Annotated in this window: 19 protein-coding genes and 2 tRNA genes; 13 read left to right on the forward strand and 8 right to left on the reverse strand. The window is 58.1% G+C overall.

Annotated elements, in window-relative coordinates; translation table 11 throughout:
* The first annotated feature begins 135 nt into the window (after nt 1–135).
* The 4 genes from uppE (at nt 136) to ACIK7D_RS01810 (ending at nt 3,982) form a co-directional block, all read left to right on the forward strand.
* Complete coding sequence (gene uppE, locus ACIK7D_RS01795) at nt 136–1,689, forward strand: polysaccharide biosynthesis glycosyltransferase UppE (RefSeq protein WP_080852228.1); 1,554 nt, start codon at nt 136–138, stop codon at nt 1,687–1,689.
* Nucleotides 1,686–2,927: a polysaccharide biosynthesis O-antigen ligase family protein UppF gene (gene uppF, locus ACIK7D_RS01800; RefSeq protein WP_400155481.1), complete on the forward strand. Its 1,242-nt coding sequence runs from the start codon at nt 1,686–1,688 to the stop codon at nt 2,925–2,927. The genes uppE and uppF overlap by 4 nt, the downstream gene beginning before the upstream one ends.
* 79 nt (nt 2,928–3,006) lie before the next feature.
* Nucleotides 3,007–3,156 (forward strand): hypothetical protein, encoded by a 150-nt coding sequence (locus tag ACIK7D_RS01805; protein WP_003521552.1) that lies wholly within the window; start codon nt 3,007–3,009, stop codon nt 3,154–3,156.
* A 172-nt stretch (nt 3,157–3,328) separates the two neighbouring features.
* Nucleotides 3,329–3,982 (forward strand): hypothetical protein, encoded by a 654-nt coding sequence (locus ACIK7D_RS01810; RefSeq protein WP_400155482.1) that lies wholly within the window; start codon nt 3,329–3,331, stop codon nt 3,980–3,982.
* A gap of 71 nt (nt 3,983–4,053) precedes the next feature.
* On the opposite strand, the gene ACIK7D_RS01815 is transcribed toward ACIK7D_RS01810, so the two are convergent.
* On the reverse strand, nt 4,054–4,590 hold the full coding sequence (locus ACIK7D_RS01815; protein ID WP_003521556.1) for a DUF1269 domain-containing protein: 537 nt from the start codon (nt 4,588–4,590) through the stop codon (nt 4,054–4,056).
* Between the two features lie 218 nt (nt 4,591–4,808).
* Between ACIK7D_RS01815 and ACIK7D_RS01820 the strand changes: the two genes are divergently transcribed.
* The 3 genes from ACIK7D_RS01820 (at nt 4,809) to ACIK7D_RS01830 (ending at nt 5,591) form a co-directional block, all read left to right on the forward strand.
* Nucleotides 4,809–4,885 (forward strand) — tRNA-Pro (locus ACIK7D_RS01820).
* Nucleotides 4,886–5,022: 137 nt separating this feature from the next.
* Complete coding sequence (locus ACIK7D_RS01825; protein ID WP_020811146.1) at nt 5,023–5,283, forward strand: hypothetical protein; 261 nt, start codon at nt 5,023–5,025, stop codon at nt 5,281–5,283.
* A gap of 104 nt (nt 5,284–5,387) precedes the next feature.
* Nucleotides 5,388–5,591 (forward strand): hypothetical protein, encoded by a 204-nt coding sequence (locus tag ACIK7D_RS01830; protein ID WP_080817208.1) that lies wholly within the window; start codon nt 5,388–5,390, stop codon nt 5,589–5,591.
* 200 nt (nt 5,592–5,791) lie between these two features.
* Here the strand turns inward: ACIK7D_RS01830 and ACIK7D_RS01835 are convergent, their stop codons facing one another.
* On the reverse strand, nt 5,792–6,346 hold the full coding sequence (locus ACIK7D_RS01835; RefSeq protein WP_400155483.1) for a dual specificity protein phosphatase family protein: 555 nt from the start codon (nt 6,344–6,346) through the stop codon (nt 5,792–5,794).
* Nucleotides 6,347–6,484: 138 nt separating this feature from the next.
* Complete coding sequence (locus tag ACIK7D_RS01840; protein ID WP_059752579.1) at nt 6,485–7,072, reverse strand: YqaA family protein; 588 nt, start codon at nt 7,070–7,072, stop codon at nt 6,485–6,487.
* A 511-nt stretch (nt 7,073–7,583) separates the two neighbouring features.
* Between ACIK7D_RS01840 and ACIK7D_RS01845 the strand changes: the two genes are divergently transcribed.
* Complete coding sequence (locus ACIK7D_RS01845) at nt 7,584–8,228, forward strand: exopolysaccharide biosynthesis protein (RefSeq protein ID WP_003521567.1); 645 nt, start codon at nt 7,584–7,586, stop codon at nt 8,226–8,228.
* 2 nt (nt 8,229–8,230) lie between these two features.
* Here ACIK7D_RS01845 and ACIK7D_RS01850 read toward each other — a convergent pair whose 3' ends face one another.
* Nucleotides 8,231–8,509 carry a hypothetical protein gene (locus ACIK7D_RS01850; protein WP_400155484.1) on the reverse strand — a complete coding sequence of 93 codons (279 nt, stop codon included), beginning with the start codon at nt 8,507–8,509 and terminating at the stop codon, nt 8,231–8,233.
* 176 nt (nt 8,510–8,685) lie between these two features.
* On the opposite strand from ACIK7D_RS01850, the gene ACIK7D_RS01855 reads away from it, so the two are divergent.
* Nucleotides 8,686–8,760: transfer RNA gene (locus tag ACIK7D_RS01855), tRNA-Asn, on the forward strand.
* Nucleotides 8,761–8,861: 101 nt separating this feature from the next.
* Here the strand turns inward: ACIK7D_RS01855 and ACIK7D_RS01860 are convergent.
* Nucleotides 8,862–9,251, reverse strand: a complete 390-nt coding sequence (locus ACIK7D_RS01860) for a DUF2934 domain-containing protein (RefSeq protein ID WP_400155485.1) — start codon at nt 9,249–9,251, stop codon at nt 8,862–8,864.
* Between the two features lie 169 nt (nt 9,252–9,420).
* Between ACIK7D_RS01860 and ACIK7D_RS01865 the strand changes: the two genes are divergently transcribed.
* Nucleotides 9,421–9,660, forward strand: a complete 240-nt coding sequence (locus ACIK7D_RS01865; RefSeq protein WP_080817212.1) for a hypothetical protein — start codon at nt 9,421–9,423, stop codon at nt 9,658–9,660.
* Between the two features lie 69 nt (nt 9,661–9,729).
* On the opposite strand, the gene ACIK7D_RS01870 is transcribed toward ACIK7D_RS01865, so the two are convergent.
* The 3 genes from ACIK7D_RS01870 to ACIK7D_RS01880 all read right to left on the reverse strand — a co-directional run bounded on the left by ACIK7D_RS01870 (nt 9,730) and on the right by ACIK7D_RS01880 (nt 11,248).
* The gene (locus ACIK7D_RS01870; protein WP_080817213.1) at nt 9,730–10,173 is read right to left on the reverse strand and encodes a TIGR02594 family protein; all 444 of its coding nucleotides are present in this window, start codon (nt 10,171–10,173) and stop codon (nt 9,730–9,732) included.
* A gap of 113 nt (nt 10,174–10,286) precedes the next feature.
* Entirely contained in the window at nt 10,287–10,844 is a 558-nt protein-coding gene (locus ACIK7D_RS01875) for a methylated-DNA--[protein]-cysteine S-methyltransferase (RefSeq protein WP_003521572.1), read from the reverse strand.
* A 134-nt stretch (nt 10,845–10,978) separates the two neighbouring features.
* Nucleotides 10,979–11,248: a DUF982 domain-containing protein gene (locus ACIK7D_RS01880; RefSeq protein ID WP_162936678.1), complete on the reverse strand. Its 270-nt coding sequence runs from the start codon at nt 11,246–11,248 to the stop codon at nt 10,979–10,981.
* 189 nt (nt 11,249–11,437) lie between these two features.
* Here ACIK7D_RS01880 and ACIK7D_RS01885 point away from each other — a divergent pair, with 189 nt between their 5' ends.
* From ACIK7D_RS01885 to ACIK7D_RS01895, 3 genes are all read left to right on the forward strand, one after another.
* Nucleotides 11,438–12,877 carry a cryptochrome/photolyase family protein gene (locus ACIK7D_RS01885; RefSeq protein ID WP_400155486.1) on the forward strand — a complete coding sequence of 480 codons (1,440 nt, stop codon included), beginning with the start codon at nt 11,438–11,440 and terminating at the stop codon, nt 12,875–12,877.
* 122 nt (nt 12,878–12,999) lie between these two features.
* Complete coding sequence (locus tag ACIK7D_RS01890; protein WP_400155487.1) at nt 13,000–14,037, forward strand: cysteine synthase A; 1,038 nt, start codon at nt 13,000–13,002, stop codon at nt 14,035–14,037.
* A gap of 12 nt (nt 14,038–14,049) precedes the next feature.
* Entirely contained in the window at nt 14,050–14,787 is a 738-nt protein-coding gene (locus tag ACIK7D_RS01895) for an alanyl-tRNA editing protein (RefSeq protein ID WP_400155488.1), read from the forward strand.
* The last annotated feature ends 1 nt before the right edge of the window (nt 14,788 follow it).

Raw genomic sequence — 14,788 nt, forward strand, 5'->3', positions numbered from 1 at the left:
GTTTTCTGCTCGTAGAGCGCGCGTGTCCATTCGGATGCAAAAAGGGCGCTCTACCACTTTGAGGTTGCGCATCGTTCCGGTCGAAAATCCAATGCGATTTTAAGGCCGATGCGCTGGAGGGTGCGGACCAAGGCAATGACCAAGACTGACAAGGACAGACTGCAATTCGATCTGGCGTCATTGCGCAAGAAACTCTCCGACCATGAAGCCGGCGGGGCTTCGGCCTCAGAAACCGTCGTTCTCAATCCGCTTGCACGGCAGATCGCCAACCAGCTTCGTGCCGGCAACCATTCGCCCAACATGGTGATCGGGCAATTGCGGCTTCTCGAATTCACGATGCTCGTCGTCATCGCCGCCATCGTCAACGGCATAGCAGCCGATCGCGGTCTCGAAACCTTCCTGTCGGTTTTCGGCGGCGGCGTGCTGGGGGCGGCGCTCTGCGTGTTTCTGTTGCAGGCCGGTGACTGCTATCAGCTTCCGACGCTGCGCACGCCGCTGAAGATGTTCGCCCGCATTCAGGGCGCCGTGTGCCTCTCCTTCGTGGGAATTGCCTGTTTCCTTCTCCTCTTCTTTCCCGATGCGCTGCATTCCTGGCAGGCCTTCGGCATCTGGTATGCAACGGGTGCGGTGGCGATCTTCGCCGGACGGCTGATCCTCGGCTTCGCCATTCGCCACTGGGGCCGCAACGGCGTCATGGAACGCCGTGCCGTCATCGTCGGCGGCGGCGATACCGCCAAAGACCTCATCCGCTCGCTGGAGCAGCAGTCCGATAACGATATCCGCATCTGCGGTATCTTCGATGACCGGAAAAGCGCCCGTTCTCCCGAGGTTGTCGCCGGTTATCCCAAGCTTGGCACCTTCGCGGAACTGGTGGAATTTGCCCGCCTGACGAAGCTGGACATGCTGATCATCGCCCTGCCGCTCAGCGCCGAGGCGCGCATTCTCCAGCTTCTGCGCAAGCTGTGGGTGCTGCCGGTCGATATCCGCATCGCGGCGCATGCCAATAAATTGCGTTTCCGCCCCCGCGCCTATTCCCATGTCGGCAAGGTGCCGATGCTCGATGTGTTCGACAAGCCGATCCGCGACTGGGATTCGGTGGCGAAACGGGTGTTCGACATCACCTTCAGCCTCATCGGCATCGCCCTTTTGTGGCCGGTGATGGTCGGCGCGGGAATTGCCGTGAAAACAACCTCGAAAGGCCCGGTCCTTTTCAAGCAGAAGCGCCACGGCTTCAACAATGAGACCATCAACGTCTGGAAGTTCCGTTCCATGTATACGGAACTCAGCGATCCGACCGCGAAAAAGGCCGTGACGAAGAACGACCCGCGCGTCACGCCCGTCGGCCGCTTCCTGCGCAAATCCTCGATGGACGAGCTGCCGCAGCTTTTCAACGTTCTTTATGGCGACCTTTCTCTCGTCGGGCCGCGCCCGCATGCCGTTCATGCCCAGACGGGCGACCTGAAATATACCGAGGTGGTGGAGCACTATTTCGCGCGCCACAAGGTCAAGCCCGGTGTTACCGGCTGGGCGCAGATCAACGGCTGGCGCGGCGAGATCGACCATGGCGACAAGATCAAGTTCCGCACCGAATACGATCTCTACTACATCGAGAACTGGTCGCTGTTCCTCGATCTGAAAATCCTGTTCCTCACGCCGATACGGTTGCTGAAATCGGAAAACGCCTATTGACCCACACCGGCTACCAGCATGCACCGGATTTCGACGCGCCGCTGGCCGCCATGCGGCTCGTCGGTTCGTTCTTCATCGCATTCGGCGTGTTCCTTTCCGGTTTCGTCATTTCCGAGCCGGCGCCCTATGAGCTGATGATGGTGGGACAGGTGGCCCTGTGGTTCCTGCTCGGCCTTCGCCTTTCGCGCACCGTCATCCTGCTTCTGTGCCTGCTGCTTGCCTTCAATGTCGGCGGTTATCTTTCGCTCACCACCATGGCCGATCTGGATGAGGGGCCGCTTTATCTCGCCGTCTCGACCTTTCTGGCGCTGACCTCGGTTTTTTATGCGGCGATCATCGAGGACAAATACCAGCGGCTGCTTTTGATTTTCCGGGCCTGGCTTGCGGCGGCGCTGATCACCGCCCTGCTCGGCATCATCGGATATTTCCACGCCATTCCGGGTTTCGAGGTCTTCACCCTTTACGACCGCGCTAAGGGCGCCTTTCAGGACCCGAATGTTTTCGGCCCCTTTCTGGTGACGCCCTCGCTTTACCTCATTTACGGCCTTCTCACCGGCAAGGCGATGCATGCGCCCTGGCGGATCGCCGGGCTGCTCATCCTGTCGCTTGCTGTGTTCCTGTCGTTCTCGCGCGCGGCCTGGGGCCTGTTTCTGTTCGCCACCATCCTCCTCGTCTTCGTGATGCTGCTGAAGGAGCGCACGGCTGCGTTTCGCCTGAAGATTCTCGTGCTGTTTCTCGTCGCCGCCGGGCTGATGGTCGCGGCGGTCATCATCGCGCTGCAGTTCAAGCAGGTGGCGGATCTGTTCTCCAGCCGCGCTTCGGCGGTACAATCTTATGATGGCGGCCATCTCGGGCGTTTTGCCCGCCACTACCTCGGTTTTCTGCTCGCCATGGAACACCCACTCGGCATCGGCCCCATGGTGTTCGACAATATCTTTCCCGCCGCCGAACATAATATCTGGCTGAAGAGCCTGACGACGCATGGCTGGTTCGGTTTCGTGATCTATCTCGTGTTGATCTGCTGGACCATCGCCGCCGGCTTCAGGCATCTGCTGCGGCCACGGCCCTGGCAGCCGTTCCTCATCATTTCCTGGGTAACCTTCGTCGGGCATGTGTTGATCGGCGCGGTCATCGATACCGACCACTGGCGACACTTCTTCCTGCTGCTCGGCATATTGTGGGGATGCATGGCGCTTGAAAAACGCGAAAGCCTGCGCCGCAGCGCGCGTGCCGCCTAAAACGCTTGCCCTTACGGAACCTTACGCCATTTCATGCGTTTAGCCCCGGATTCTGATTGTCAAACGGGGAGACATCTTAATGACGCAGACCAATAATCTCTATCTCATCATCGGCGCGCTCATCGTGGTCATCGCAGGCCTTGGCATCTATGTCTGGCACGAGGAAAGCAAGCCGAAAGGGATCGAGATGAATATCGGCCCCAACGGCGTCTCCGTTCAGGAGAACTGATCCGCAAGCGTCGCGCAAAGTCCGGCCATTAAGACCGGGTGCATCCCAAGCCGAACATGGCCGGGATTCGCCCGGTCTTCTTATGAGAGGAGACGAAAGGCGGGATCGATGCCCGCCGAGCCGGTTCGATACGAATGATGCGTATCGCCCGATCAAGGAAACAGCTAGCGCAATGGTCTCCTCCATCGACCTGTCCACACGCCTCACCGCCACCCGACTGGCCCTCAAGGCCATCAAGGAGCAGGAAGACAATTCCGCCGCCACATCCTCCTCCTCGACGCGGACGTCTCTCCTCGATTCCTATGGGCTGGACACCTCTTCCTCCTTGTCTTCCACCAACACGCGGCTCACGCAGCTTCTGGCGCAATATGCCCAGACCGAGAGCGAGGATACGCAGACCGACGACACGGATACCCAGCTTTCTTCCGGCGATATTACCAGGGCCGATTTCATGAAGGAGCTGAAGGAAACGCTGGAAGAACTGACCACGGATCCGGACAAGGCTTCGCAGGCCAAGGCCATGCTGGAGGCTTTGACGGCCGGCACGCTGACCGTCTCCGATCCCGCCGAGGGTGCGCAAATCAAGGCCTGGGATGTGGCCTCCGATACAGAAACCACCTCCAGACCGGCCACGGATATAGCCATGACGGGATGGAGCGACTTTCTGAAAGACCATCTCAAGCGCGACGGCTCGGCCTATGCGAGAAGCGAGGCCGGCGCCTATGTCGATACCATTTCCGGCGACAACGCGTTTTTCGGCAGCGTCGGCAGCCGCTATTATTATCTCACCTGGCCACAGGCGAAAAACGGCACTTTGACCGTATAAGCCGAATTCCCCGATGCCTGAACCGATGGCTGCGACATGGAACATGCCGCAGCCTCGCTTTCATCGTCTGCTCAGACGGCAGGCGCGGCAGCCGGTTCGGCTCCGCCGGAAAGCGCCTTCTGCAACTGCGCTTCCTGCGCCGGCGACAGCGACGTCTTGATGACCCGCCCGCGCAGGCCTTCGAATTCCGCCAGCACCTTTTCCGGCTGCACCTTGCGGATCAGCACGAACAGCGCCGAAGAACCGTTGGGAATGGTCTCGCCGAGTGATTTGATGAAATCGTCATCGATACCGAAATCCGTCAGCGAACCCGCAAGAGCGCCCGTACCGGCACCGATGGCGCCGCCGATGGCAAATCCCGCCAGCGGATTGAGGAACAGCAGGCCGACGAGGCCGCCCCAGAGACCGCCGGACAGGAAACCGGAGCTTGCGCCGATCGCCGTCAGATTGACGCTCTGTTTCAGGTGCACCTTGCCATCTTCGTCGCGAACGACGACCACGGCATCTTCCAGATCGACCAGATATTCCTTTTTGAGGCCTGCAAGCTTCAGAAGCACCCTGTCGGCCACTTCCGTTCCGTCAAAACCAACAACGACGAGTTCAGACATAGTTAGTCTCCCTGAGTTTCAATTCCGCTGCGATTGAACGCCGAAGCGGGCGGCTTGTTCCGGCAATGATGAAAAGAGGATGTGTCATGCGTTTGACGGCCGCCCATCCGGGCCGCTTCGGCCCCTATGCGCCATCCACACCCTTTGCTCCTTTTTTTATGAAAAGACCATTTTCCGCTTGCGCCCTAACAGGCTTATATATAAACGGCTTTCAGGTTCGGAGCGTAGCGCAGCCCGGTAGCGCACTTGACTGGGGGTCAAGGGGTCGTGGGTTCGAATCCCGCCGCTCCGACCATTAAAATCAGATAGATAGCCAGTTCCCCCAGAGCTGGCTATATTTGTTTCAGCTATCTGGTAACCGCGCCATGCGCGAATTAAAAAGACCGGATTCGGCTGTACGTTTATCCAGGCCTGAGAATGAGGTGTGCCGAGATGGCCAAAAAAACGAAAATAGAACACTCAGAATTCTCGGGCGAGTTTGAAGACGACGGTATCACGGTTCTGGTTGATATTTACCGGCCCGCTGGCACCCAGCAGGATTGGACGCTCGAGGTCATCAGCGAGCATGACGATGTCACCACCTGGGACGAACCCTTCGCGACCGACAAAGACGCCTGGGAAGAATTCCTGGCCACGTGCGAGAAAGACGGGATTCGCAGCTTTCTGGATGGCGAAGATCCCTCTGTCCACTAACGTTCAACTCCGCAGTGCCGGACTGTAACGGGGCGACGCCCATTGCCTTGTTGACTCTCTGCTAAAATTAGAACATTTAGTGAACAAAAGAGAGGTCATCCACTATGTCCGACGCTGAAAAAATCACCCCCATACGGCCTGACGACATAGCCGGATATGTCATCCAGTGTCATGACGGCGATGCGAAAGCGGCTGTCGAAGCCCTTCTCGGCGAAATCGAGCATCTGCAGGAACAGCTTTCCCTGGCGGTCGCCATTATGGGAAAGGGATATACGCGCGGATGGACGCCGGGCGGGGGACCGAATTAGAATTGTCTCTGCCACCGTCTTTTGGGCACCTTGACACATGCCGGCAAGCCAGATGATCGATTAGCTCTTCAGGCACAAGGCACCCCACACCGTGTCGGCTAAAGACTGCCAAGGCAAAGCGACAAGCTTAAGGCCCCGCTGGATGTCCAGACAAAGGCGGCGCCGGCATCCGTTCTACACCATCCGCTCGAAGCCTTTGCTCAATATTCATTGGAGGCGATAGCGAAATCGTCGACGACGGGCATCTTTTCCGCGTTCTCCCAGGTCCGGTCCATGGCGTAAGTTTCCGAGAGATAGGGAATGCCGATATGGCCGAAGCGGAAGGAAAGCTGGCTTTCCGCCGGTTCCTCATCAAGCTTTGCCACGCGGCTGAGATAGAGCGCGGTGGCGAGGCCTGTCCTGTCCGCACCTGCCTTGCAATGAATGAGAATGGGCTTCGGCGCATCGCGCATGATGGCGACCAGCTCGTTGACCCTGTTCATGTCGAGCTCCTGGCTTGCCGACATGCCGAAATCGATATGATTAAGTCCGAGCTCGCGGGCGGTTTCGACCTCATCGCGATACCAGGCCTTGGATTCGTTCGCGCCGCGCAGATTGATGACCGTCCTGATACCGTGGTCCCGGGTATAGCGGACGAGCTGCTCATTGCTCGGCTGGTTGGAGCGATAGAGCTGCCCCGCGACAACCTCGTGAAAATTGCCCAGGAGCTGAATTGCGTAGAGATAACCGCCTGCCGCAAGCACAGCAATACCCATGCCCCAAAAGGAGCACTTCCAGAATCTTGTCATAATAAAACGGTTCCCTCATTCGACGAGAGAACCGATACAGGCGGATTCTGACAGTAAGCTGAAAGTTATGCGACAGTATTGTAAGAGTAGAAAATTTGCGTTTGATCAACGCACGAAAACGTAAACCGCATAGACCGCGATGAGTGCGGCGGCCGCCGCCGCGGTGATGGCGCCAAGGCGTTTTTCGATGAAATGACGCACCGATTCCCCGTATTTCTGCAGCAATCCGGCAAGGATGAAAAAGCGCGCGCCACGCGTGACGACCGCCGAAAGAATGAACAGGCCAAGGCTGATATTGGCCGCGCCGGAAAGAATCGTCACTACCTTGATCGGCGGCAGATGCGCGAGCCCCGATGTCACCAGCAGGAGAACGATGGTCTCGTAATCCACGGAGTTCTTCAGATGCTCGAAGCTGTCGAGCTTGCCGTAAAATTCGAGAATGGGCCGCGCGATGCTTTCAAAGGCATAGTGGCCGAGAAACCAGCCGGCAATGCCGCCGAGAACCGAGGCGACAGTTGCCACGAGCGCATAAAACATCGCCTTTTTCGGCCTGGCCAGCACCATGGGCAGGAAAAGCACATCGGCTGGCACGACGAAGATGGAGCTTTCCACGAAAGCCACGATTGCCAGCCACCACACGGCGGTTTTGCGCGCGGCGAGCGCCATCGTCCAGGCATAGATGTTTTTCAGCATGTCGTGTCTCCGGGGAAGAGTGTTGCGGAGTGAAGGCAGGCGGGAGCCAAGGCATATCGGCGGTGATTCATGCGGTTGCCAGCGGGCCGGAGAGACCGGCCCCGAATGAGGATTAGAGACAACGCAAGAGAATGGCAAATGTTGGAAAATTTATTTTTGCATCGCAAAAAATCATAAAGACGAGCATTTCCAGCCCTCACCGCAAGGCGGTTGTTGCAATGCGAAATTTCACCCTGCGGTAGATGAACTCGCCTTTTTGCTGTAGAATAGAAGGTGGAGGAAAGAGGAGGAAGTTATCATGGACTATGTAAACTTCGTTACATCGATCAATCCGGTCATACTTGTCATTCTGCTGGTGGTTCTTCTTGCAGGCGCCTACAGCAACTGGGTTTCGCACTGATCCAGGCAAACCGCGCGACCAAATGTGATGAGGCTCCTTTTCTATCGGCGATAGGCATCGGGCCGGATGGATGTTATCAATCCCGGAGTTAAACAACTTCCGGGAAGCCGCATGACGAACGAATTCGCATTCACTGATACGTCTGAAAAGCTCAGCACGACGCTTGAGAAGCTGATAGGAAAGCTGCAGGGTCAGACGATCACGTTGCGCGAGTTGATGGAAGCGATCGGCGAACAGGGCCTTTTGCTTATCTGCGCAATCGCCTCCCTGCCCTTTCTCATTCCGGTTTCCATTCCCGGCGTCAGCACTGTCTTTGGTGCAGCGATTATCCTTGTCAGCCTGGCAATCACTCTCAACCGCCTGCCATGGCTGCCGGCGAAAATCCTTGACCGGCAGATGGAGACGGCAAAGCTCGTTCCAGCCCTTCAAAAAGGCGTCGCCATCGTCTCCAAGCTCGACGGTTTCATTCGCCCGCGCATTCCCGCGCTGACGACCGGCATCATCGCCAACCGCATAAACGGGCTTGCGCTGATGACAGCGGGCGTATTGCTGATGATGCCGCTCGGCTTCATTCCCTTCTCCAACACCCTTCCAGGCGTCGCGATCCTGCTTTTTTCGGCCGGGATGATTCAGAGGGATGGCGTCACCGTGCTTGGCGGCTACCTGTTTCTGGGGCTGACGGCGATTTATTTCGCGGCGCTCGCCTATGCGGCCTTCTGGGCTGGCCAGGGCATCAGCAGCTCCATCGGCGCATAGGCCTATTGCCCGCCGCCATTGCGGGTGTCGCGGCGGTTCTGCCGCGACGCCCACCAGACCGCCAGCCGTCGCCGCTGGCGGCGAACCGCCGGCAAATCGTGGGAAAGCACGATAAGACCGAGTGGAATCATCCAGAAGCCGAGAACGGGCAGGAAACCCAGCGTTCCGCCCACCACCAGCGCCGAGCCCGTCGCAATCCTGCCGACGCGCGAACGCGGCATGGCAAGGCTCCATTTTCCGAAATGGAGGCGGTGCGTTCTGTGGTCGATACCGAATTTCATTCCATCTTGCCCTTTTGCATCTGGCCTGTGGATAATTTTTTCACCGGCGATAAGCCCGGAAAATCGGGACTCTGGAGTGATAAAACAAGAGGAATGCGTTTTTTTTGAAAAAACCGCTTGGCAAATCGGAAAAGCATTTGTATTACCCCGCTCACACCGCGCCAAGCAGCGCACGTTCCCTGGTAGCTCAGCGGTAGAGCATTCGACTGTTAATCGACAGGTCGCCGGTTCGAATCCGGCCCGGGGAGCCATTTCTCTCAAAAACATGTTTTGAAGAGCGAAGTGCAGCTGCAATTCGCCCCGTTCTTCTCGGGGGTTGTCGTGACTTCCCCATCATCCGGCCGTCAAACGATCAGCTCTTCTTGACCGCCCGCTTCGTCGCCTTCGTGGCGTTGGTCAGCGCCGGAGGATCGCTTGCCGGAAAACTCTCCTCAAGGCTCTCGGTGAGATCGTCTTCCTTGTTCTTGTCCGTAGATTTCCGCTCTTTCTCAAGCGATTTTACCGCGGGCGATTTGGCCTTTGCCGGAGTTGCCTTTTTCGCGGGCGTCTTCTTCGCAGGCGCCTTTTCGGCAGCAGACTTCTTCACACCATTTCCGCTTTCGGACTTTGCCGCTTCCGCATCTGCGGAAAGCTCCCGTTCCGCCTCGATCCAGTGTCTTTCATGATGCCCGTCGGGTCTTCCTTCCCTCTCCCATATTGCGCGCGCTTTTTCACGGATTGCGGCTTCGCGGTCATGGCTCATAACGGACCTCCCTGTTTACGTTGCACCGGTTTGATTGTGCCATTGAAAAAACAAAAAAAGCCAGAGTTAGTTCCGCCTTGACCTGCGACGAATGAGCATTTCCGCGAGAAAGGGAACCGTCATCGTCCGCCGATCGTTTGGCCTGCAGAAACCAGCAGGAGATCGCTTCATGACCACCCCACAGAAGCCGAAAACCAAACCGCTTGATATTGAGGACGATGATGTCGCGCGTTTCGAAACAGACAGCGAGCTGAAAGCCAAAGATGGCGAGATTTATCCGGACGAGAGCATGAGCCTGCGTGCGCGCCGGCAGGCCGCAAGGCAGCACGAGGACGCTTTCATCGTCGCAACAGACCTTGAGGACGACGACCAGCGCGACGCAGCACCTGGCACCAGAGAGCAACCCTAGGCCCAAAAATGGAAAAGGCGGGTCAAAGCCCGCCTTTATCAAAAAATGCCGTCAAAAATGTCAGAGGATTTATCGGCGGACCGACACGATGGCCTTGCGGTTGAAGTTCGACACCTGCACCCGGCCGGACTGGTTGCCGCCGAGGATCTGGGCGGTCTTGCCGCTCATGCTCTTCAAAATGCCGGCGTGGTAACCACGGCCGTTGCGAATGACGACGACATCGCCGGGCTTCGCCTGACTGACGGGCACGGCATAACCGAAGGATGTCCACGACTTCGCAAATCCATAGGATTTGGGAGATTGCCGGCCGGCCTTGCTGGCGACCGCATGCAGGAAAAGGCCGCACCATGGGGTGCTGCGGGGATTTGCGCCAAGAATGTTCTTGAGGCTCTTGTTGTTCTTGGACTCATGCAGTCCGGTGTATTTTTCTGCCTGGTTCAGCATGCCGGCGGAGGCCGATGCAACGACTGTAAAAGACAAGGCAACCGATAGAATTAACGCGGATACTCTCAAACGTCTCGCCCTTATGTTAGAGGGCGCCCGTGTATTGTGACAATTTAGCGACAATTTGACGAGAAATGGGCAGAAATCAGACGCCTATTCCTGTGCGCTGATCTGTCATTGCTTCAAAACAGGCTGCCCTGCGCTTCATCGGCGCGGCTGCGGCCGGCATTTTCAAGATCCAGCATACGCAATTTGGTGGTGGTGCCTCCCGGTGCGGAGAAGCCGCCAAGCCTGCCGCCGGCGGCGAGAACCCGGTGGCAGGGAATGATCAGCGGCACCGGATTTTTCGCCATGGCCTGACCGACATCGCGTGCCTTTTCCATGCCGAGACCAAGCGTTTTTACGATGCCGCCATAGGTCGTCGTGTCGCCCCAGCCGATCTGCCGCGCAACGGCGTAAACATCGAGGAAAAACCGCTCCTGCCCGGCGAGATCGAGTTCGACGGCGGTAAAATCGATCTCCTCGCCGCCGAAATAACGGGTGATCATTGCAATCACCTCACGCGTGCGGGTTTCGGGAACGGCGATGGAGGCGGATGGCAGGCGCTTCTGGAGAAGTTTTTCGGTCTCGCCGGCATCAGAACCGGGCAATTGCAAACGCACGATGCCCCGCCCCGCCCATGCAAGGCCGCAATGGCCGAGGGCTGTGGGAAAAACAATATAGCCGTAGTGGTTGCTCATTGCCGTCGCTCATCCGCTTTTTCGCATGCACGATGCCATATCCCGCATTCGAAACAACCCGTTTCCTGCTCCTCAACAAACAAGGCCACCCGTTTTGGCGGGTGGCCTTATACACATCAGTTCCGAAAATCCGTTCAGGACGCGATTTTGTCCGGCTCTTCCACAAGGCACTGCGCCTGCCGGCTGGCGGCAACGAAGGCCGTGCGGGCAATTTCCCCCGCCACGTCGCCCATCAGCGAGGCGCGGCACAGGCGCAGCGCCTGTTCATGCACCTTGTCGCCACGCTCAGGCCATTCGTGCTGGAGAAAATCGAAGGCTTCGTAAACGCCATTGAAAATCCGGGGAGCACCGTTTTCAAGGGAGATGGTAACGGGCTTTTCCCACTTAACGTCATTCAGCAACATTGATTGCACTTCCATGCTCTATTAACCCGCGACAAACGCCGGCTCCTCCAGTTGGTTCCCTTTATCAGCGGTTTCAAGGGCGAAAAAATAACCCTCGAAAAACCATGCACCTCCATCTTTCCATTCTAGCCGATTTGCGGAACAAAGCGTTTCAACACTCGTTCAAGCGGAAGTGAACCGGGTCCTTTCATGCCGACAACAGCCTCCCCCGCCATCGTCTGGTTCCGCAAGGACCTGCGCCTTTCGGACAACCTCGCCCTGCTTGCCGCCGTGGAACATGGCGGCCCCGTCATCCCCGTCTATATCAGGGAAAAATCATGCGGCCCGCTGGGCGGCGCACAGGAGTGGTGGCTTCATCACTCCCTCACGTCCCTTACCGCTGCACTGGAGAAAATCGGCAGTCGCCTCGTGCTTCTCAGCGGCGACGCCGGCGAGACGTTGCGCCATCTGATATCGGAAACCGGTGCGGAGGCAGCATTCTGGAACCGCCGATACGATCCCGCCGGCATGCTGACGGACAAGGCGCTGAAACAGACGCTTCGGGATGACGGCCTGACGGTCCGCAGCTTTTCCGGCCATCTGCTGCATGAGCCATCGAGGCTGCAGACGAAATCCGGCGGTCCCTACCGGGTCTATACGCCCTTCTGGCGGGCGCTGGAGGGCGGCGAGGAGCCGCATGCGCCGGCGGATGCGCCGAAGCGTCTGAAGGCGCCGAAGACGTGGCCGAAATCGGAAAAGCCGGGCGATTGGAAACTCTTACCCACCAAGCCGGACTGGGCGAAACACTTCGGCGCCATTTGGTCTCCCGGCGAAGGCGGTGCGCGGGAAAAACTCGACGATTTCATCGATGGCGCTTTGAAGGGCTACGAAGAAGGCCGCGACTTTCCGGCAAAGGACGCAACCTCTTTGCTTTCGCCGCATCTGGCGTCCGGCGAAATATCGCCTTCTACCGTCTGGCATGCGACGAAGGGGCTTTCGCAACATATCTCCTCCAACGATATCAGCCGCTTCCGCAAGGAACTCGTCTGGCGGGAATTCTGCTACCACCTGCTGTTTCACTTTCCCGAACTGGACGAGAAGAACTGGAACGACAGTTTCGACGCCTTCCGCTGGCGAGACGATGAAAAATCCTTCACGGCGTGGACCCGTGGGATGACGGGATATCCGATCGTCGATGCCGGCATGCGGCAATTGTGGAAACACGGCACCATGCACAACCGGGTGCGCATGATCGTGGCGTCCTTCCTCATCAAACATCTGCTGATCGACTGGCGCAAGGGCGAGAAATGGTTCCGCGACACGCTCGTCGATGCGGACCCGGCCTCCAATGCCGCCAACTGGCAATGGGTGGCGGGTTCGGGCGCGGACGCGTCGCCGTTTTTCCGCATCTTCAACCCCATATTGCAGGGCGAAAAATTCGACGCCGATGGCGGCTATGTGCGCCATTTCGTGCCGGAGCTGGAAAAGCTCGAGCGGAAATACACCCACAAGCCGTTCGAAGCACCGAAAGAGGCGCTGAAGAAGGCGGGCATCGAGCTTGGCAAGACCTATCCGCTGCCGATCATCGACCATGGAAAGGCGCGGGAAAGAGCGCTTGCGGCCTATGCCGACGTCAAGAAGAACGCATAAAATTGGGTATCAGCAAAATTTTGCGTGGCTAAGCCAAAGCCGGGAAGATAATTTCTTGCCTTGAAGCGGTTGTAACGGGACATAACGGCACCTAATTTCCGCTCAGACAAGAAGGCTCAATCATGACCATTCACTCCTCTGCGCTCAGTGCCATCGGCAACACGCCGCTCATCCGCCTGAAAGCCGCCTCTGAAGCGACGGGGTGTGAAATCCTCGGCAAGGCGGAGTTCCTCAATCCCGGCCAGTCGGTGAAGGATCGGGCCGCGCTCTATATCATCCGCGATGCCGAACGGCGCGGGCAGCTGCGACCGGGCGGCACCATTGTGGAGGGTACTGCGGGCAATACCGGCATCGGCCTGTCGCTGGTCGCCAATGCACTCGGCTACAAGACAGTCATCGTCATTCCCGAGACGCAGAGCCAGGAAAAGAAGGACGCGCTGAAGCTGCTTGGCGCCAAGCTGGTCGAAGTTCCGGCCGCTCCCTATTCCAACCCGAATAATTACGTGAAGGTTTCCGGCCGGCTGGCCAAACAGCTTGCCGCGACGGATGAGAACGGCGCGATCTGGGCCAACCAGTTCGACAATATCGCCAACCGTCAGGCCCACATCGAAACGACTGCCCCCGAAATCTGGGACCAGACGGATGGCAAGGTCGACGGCTTCATATGCTCCGTCGGTTCCGGCGGGACGCTTGCGGGCGTGGCCGATGGCCTGCGCGATTTCAACCCTGATATCAAGATCGGCCTTGCCGACCCTCAAGGTGCGGCCCTTTACGAATTCTACAAGCACGGCGTCCTGAAGTCCGAAGGTTCTTCCATCACCGAGGGCATTGGGCAGGGCCGCATCACCGCCAATCTGGAAGGTTTTACGCCGGACTTTTCCTATCGTATTTCGGATGCGGAAGCGCTGCCGGTGCTGTTCGATCTGGTGACGAAGGAAGGGCTTTGCCTCGGCGGCTCCTCCGGCATCAACATCGCCGGCGCAATCCGCCTTGCCCGCGAGCTCGGTCCGGGGCATACAATCGTGACGATACTGTGCGACTACGGCAATCGTTATCAGTCGAAGCTCTTCAATCCGGACTTCCTGCGTTCCAAGGGACTTCCGATACCGCAGTGGCTGGCGACGAAAAGCGAGATTGCGGTTCCGTACGAAACCGTTTGAGGACATGCCGAAATGCCTGTGAATGCCCTGTTCCGTGACGATTTTTATCTTTCCACCGCAGAAGCGATCGTCACGGCGGTGCATGAGGATGGCGGCATAGAGCTGGACCAGACTTGCTTTTACGCCACCTCCGGCGGACAGCCGGGCGATAGCGGCTTTCTCGAGCGGGCGGATGGGTCGCGCATCGAACTCGGCATCACCAGAAACGGTGCCGACAAGAGCGTCATCATCCATGTGCCGCTCGAAGGCCAGCCTTCTCCTGATATCGGCGAGAAGCTGACCCTGCATGTGGACTGGCCGCGTCGTTACAAGCTGATGCGCATGCACACGGCCTGCCATCTGCTCTCCGTCGTCTGCCAGTGGCCGATTACCGGTGCGGCGGTCGGCGAGGATGAATCGCGTGTCGATTTCGATATGTCGGAAACCATCGACAAGGATGAGGTGACGGCAAAGCTGATGGAGCTGGTGAAAGCCAACCATCCCGTCTTCCTGCAATGGATCACCGACGAGGAACTGCAGGCCAATCCGGGTATCGTCAAATCCAAGAATGTGCGCCCGCCAATGGGCCTCGGCCGCGTCAGCCTCGTCTGCATCGGCGAAAATTCCAGCATCGACAGCCAGCCCTGCGGCGGCACCCATGTTTCCGAAACGCAGGAAGTGGGCGATATTCACATTGCCAAGATAGAAAAGAAGGGCAAGGAGAACAGGCGGTTCCGCATTCGTTTCGGCGCGCCTGAAGCTGTTGCCTGAG

The organism is Agrobacterium sp. P15N1-A (genome assembly GCF_044626815.1).
GTDB lineage: Bacteria > Pseudomonadota > Alphaproteobacteria > Rhizobiales > Rhizobiaceae > Agrobacterium > Agrobacterium leguminum.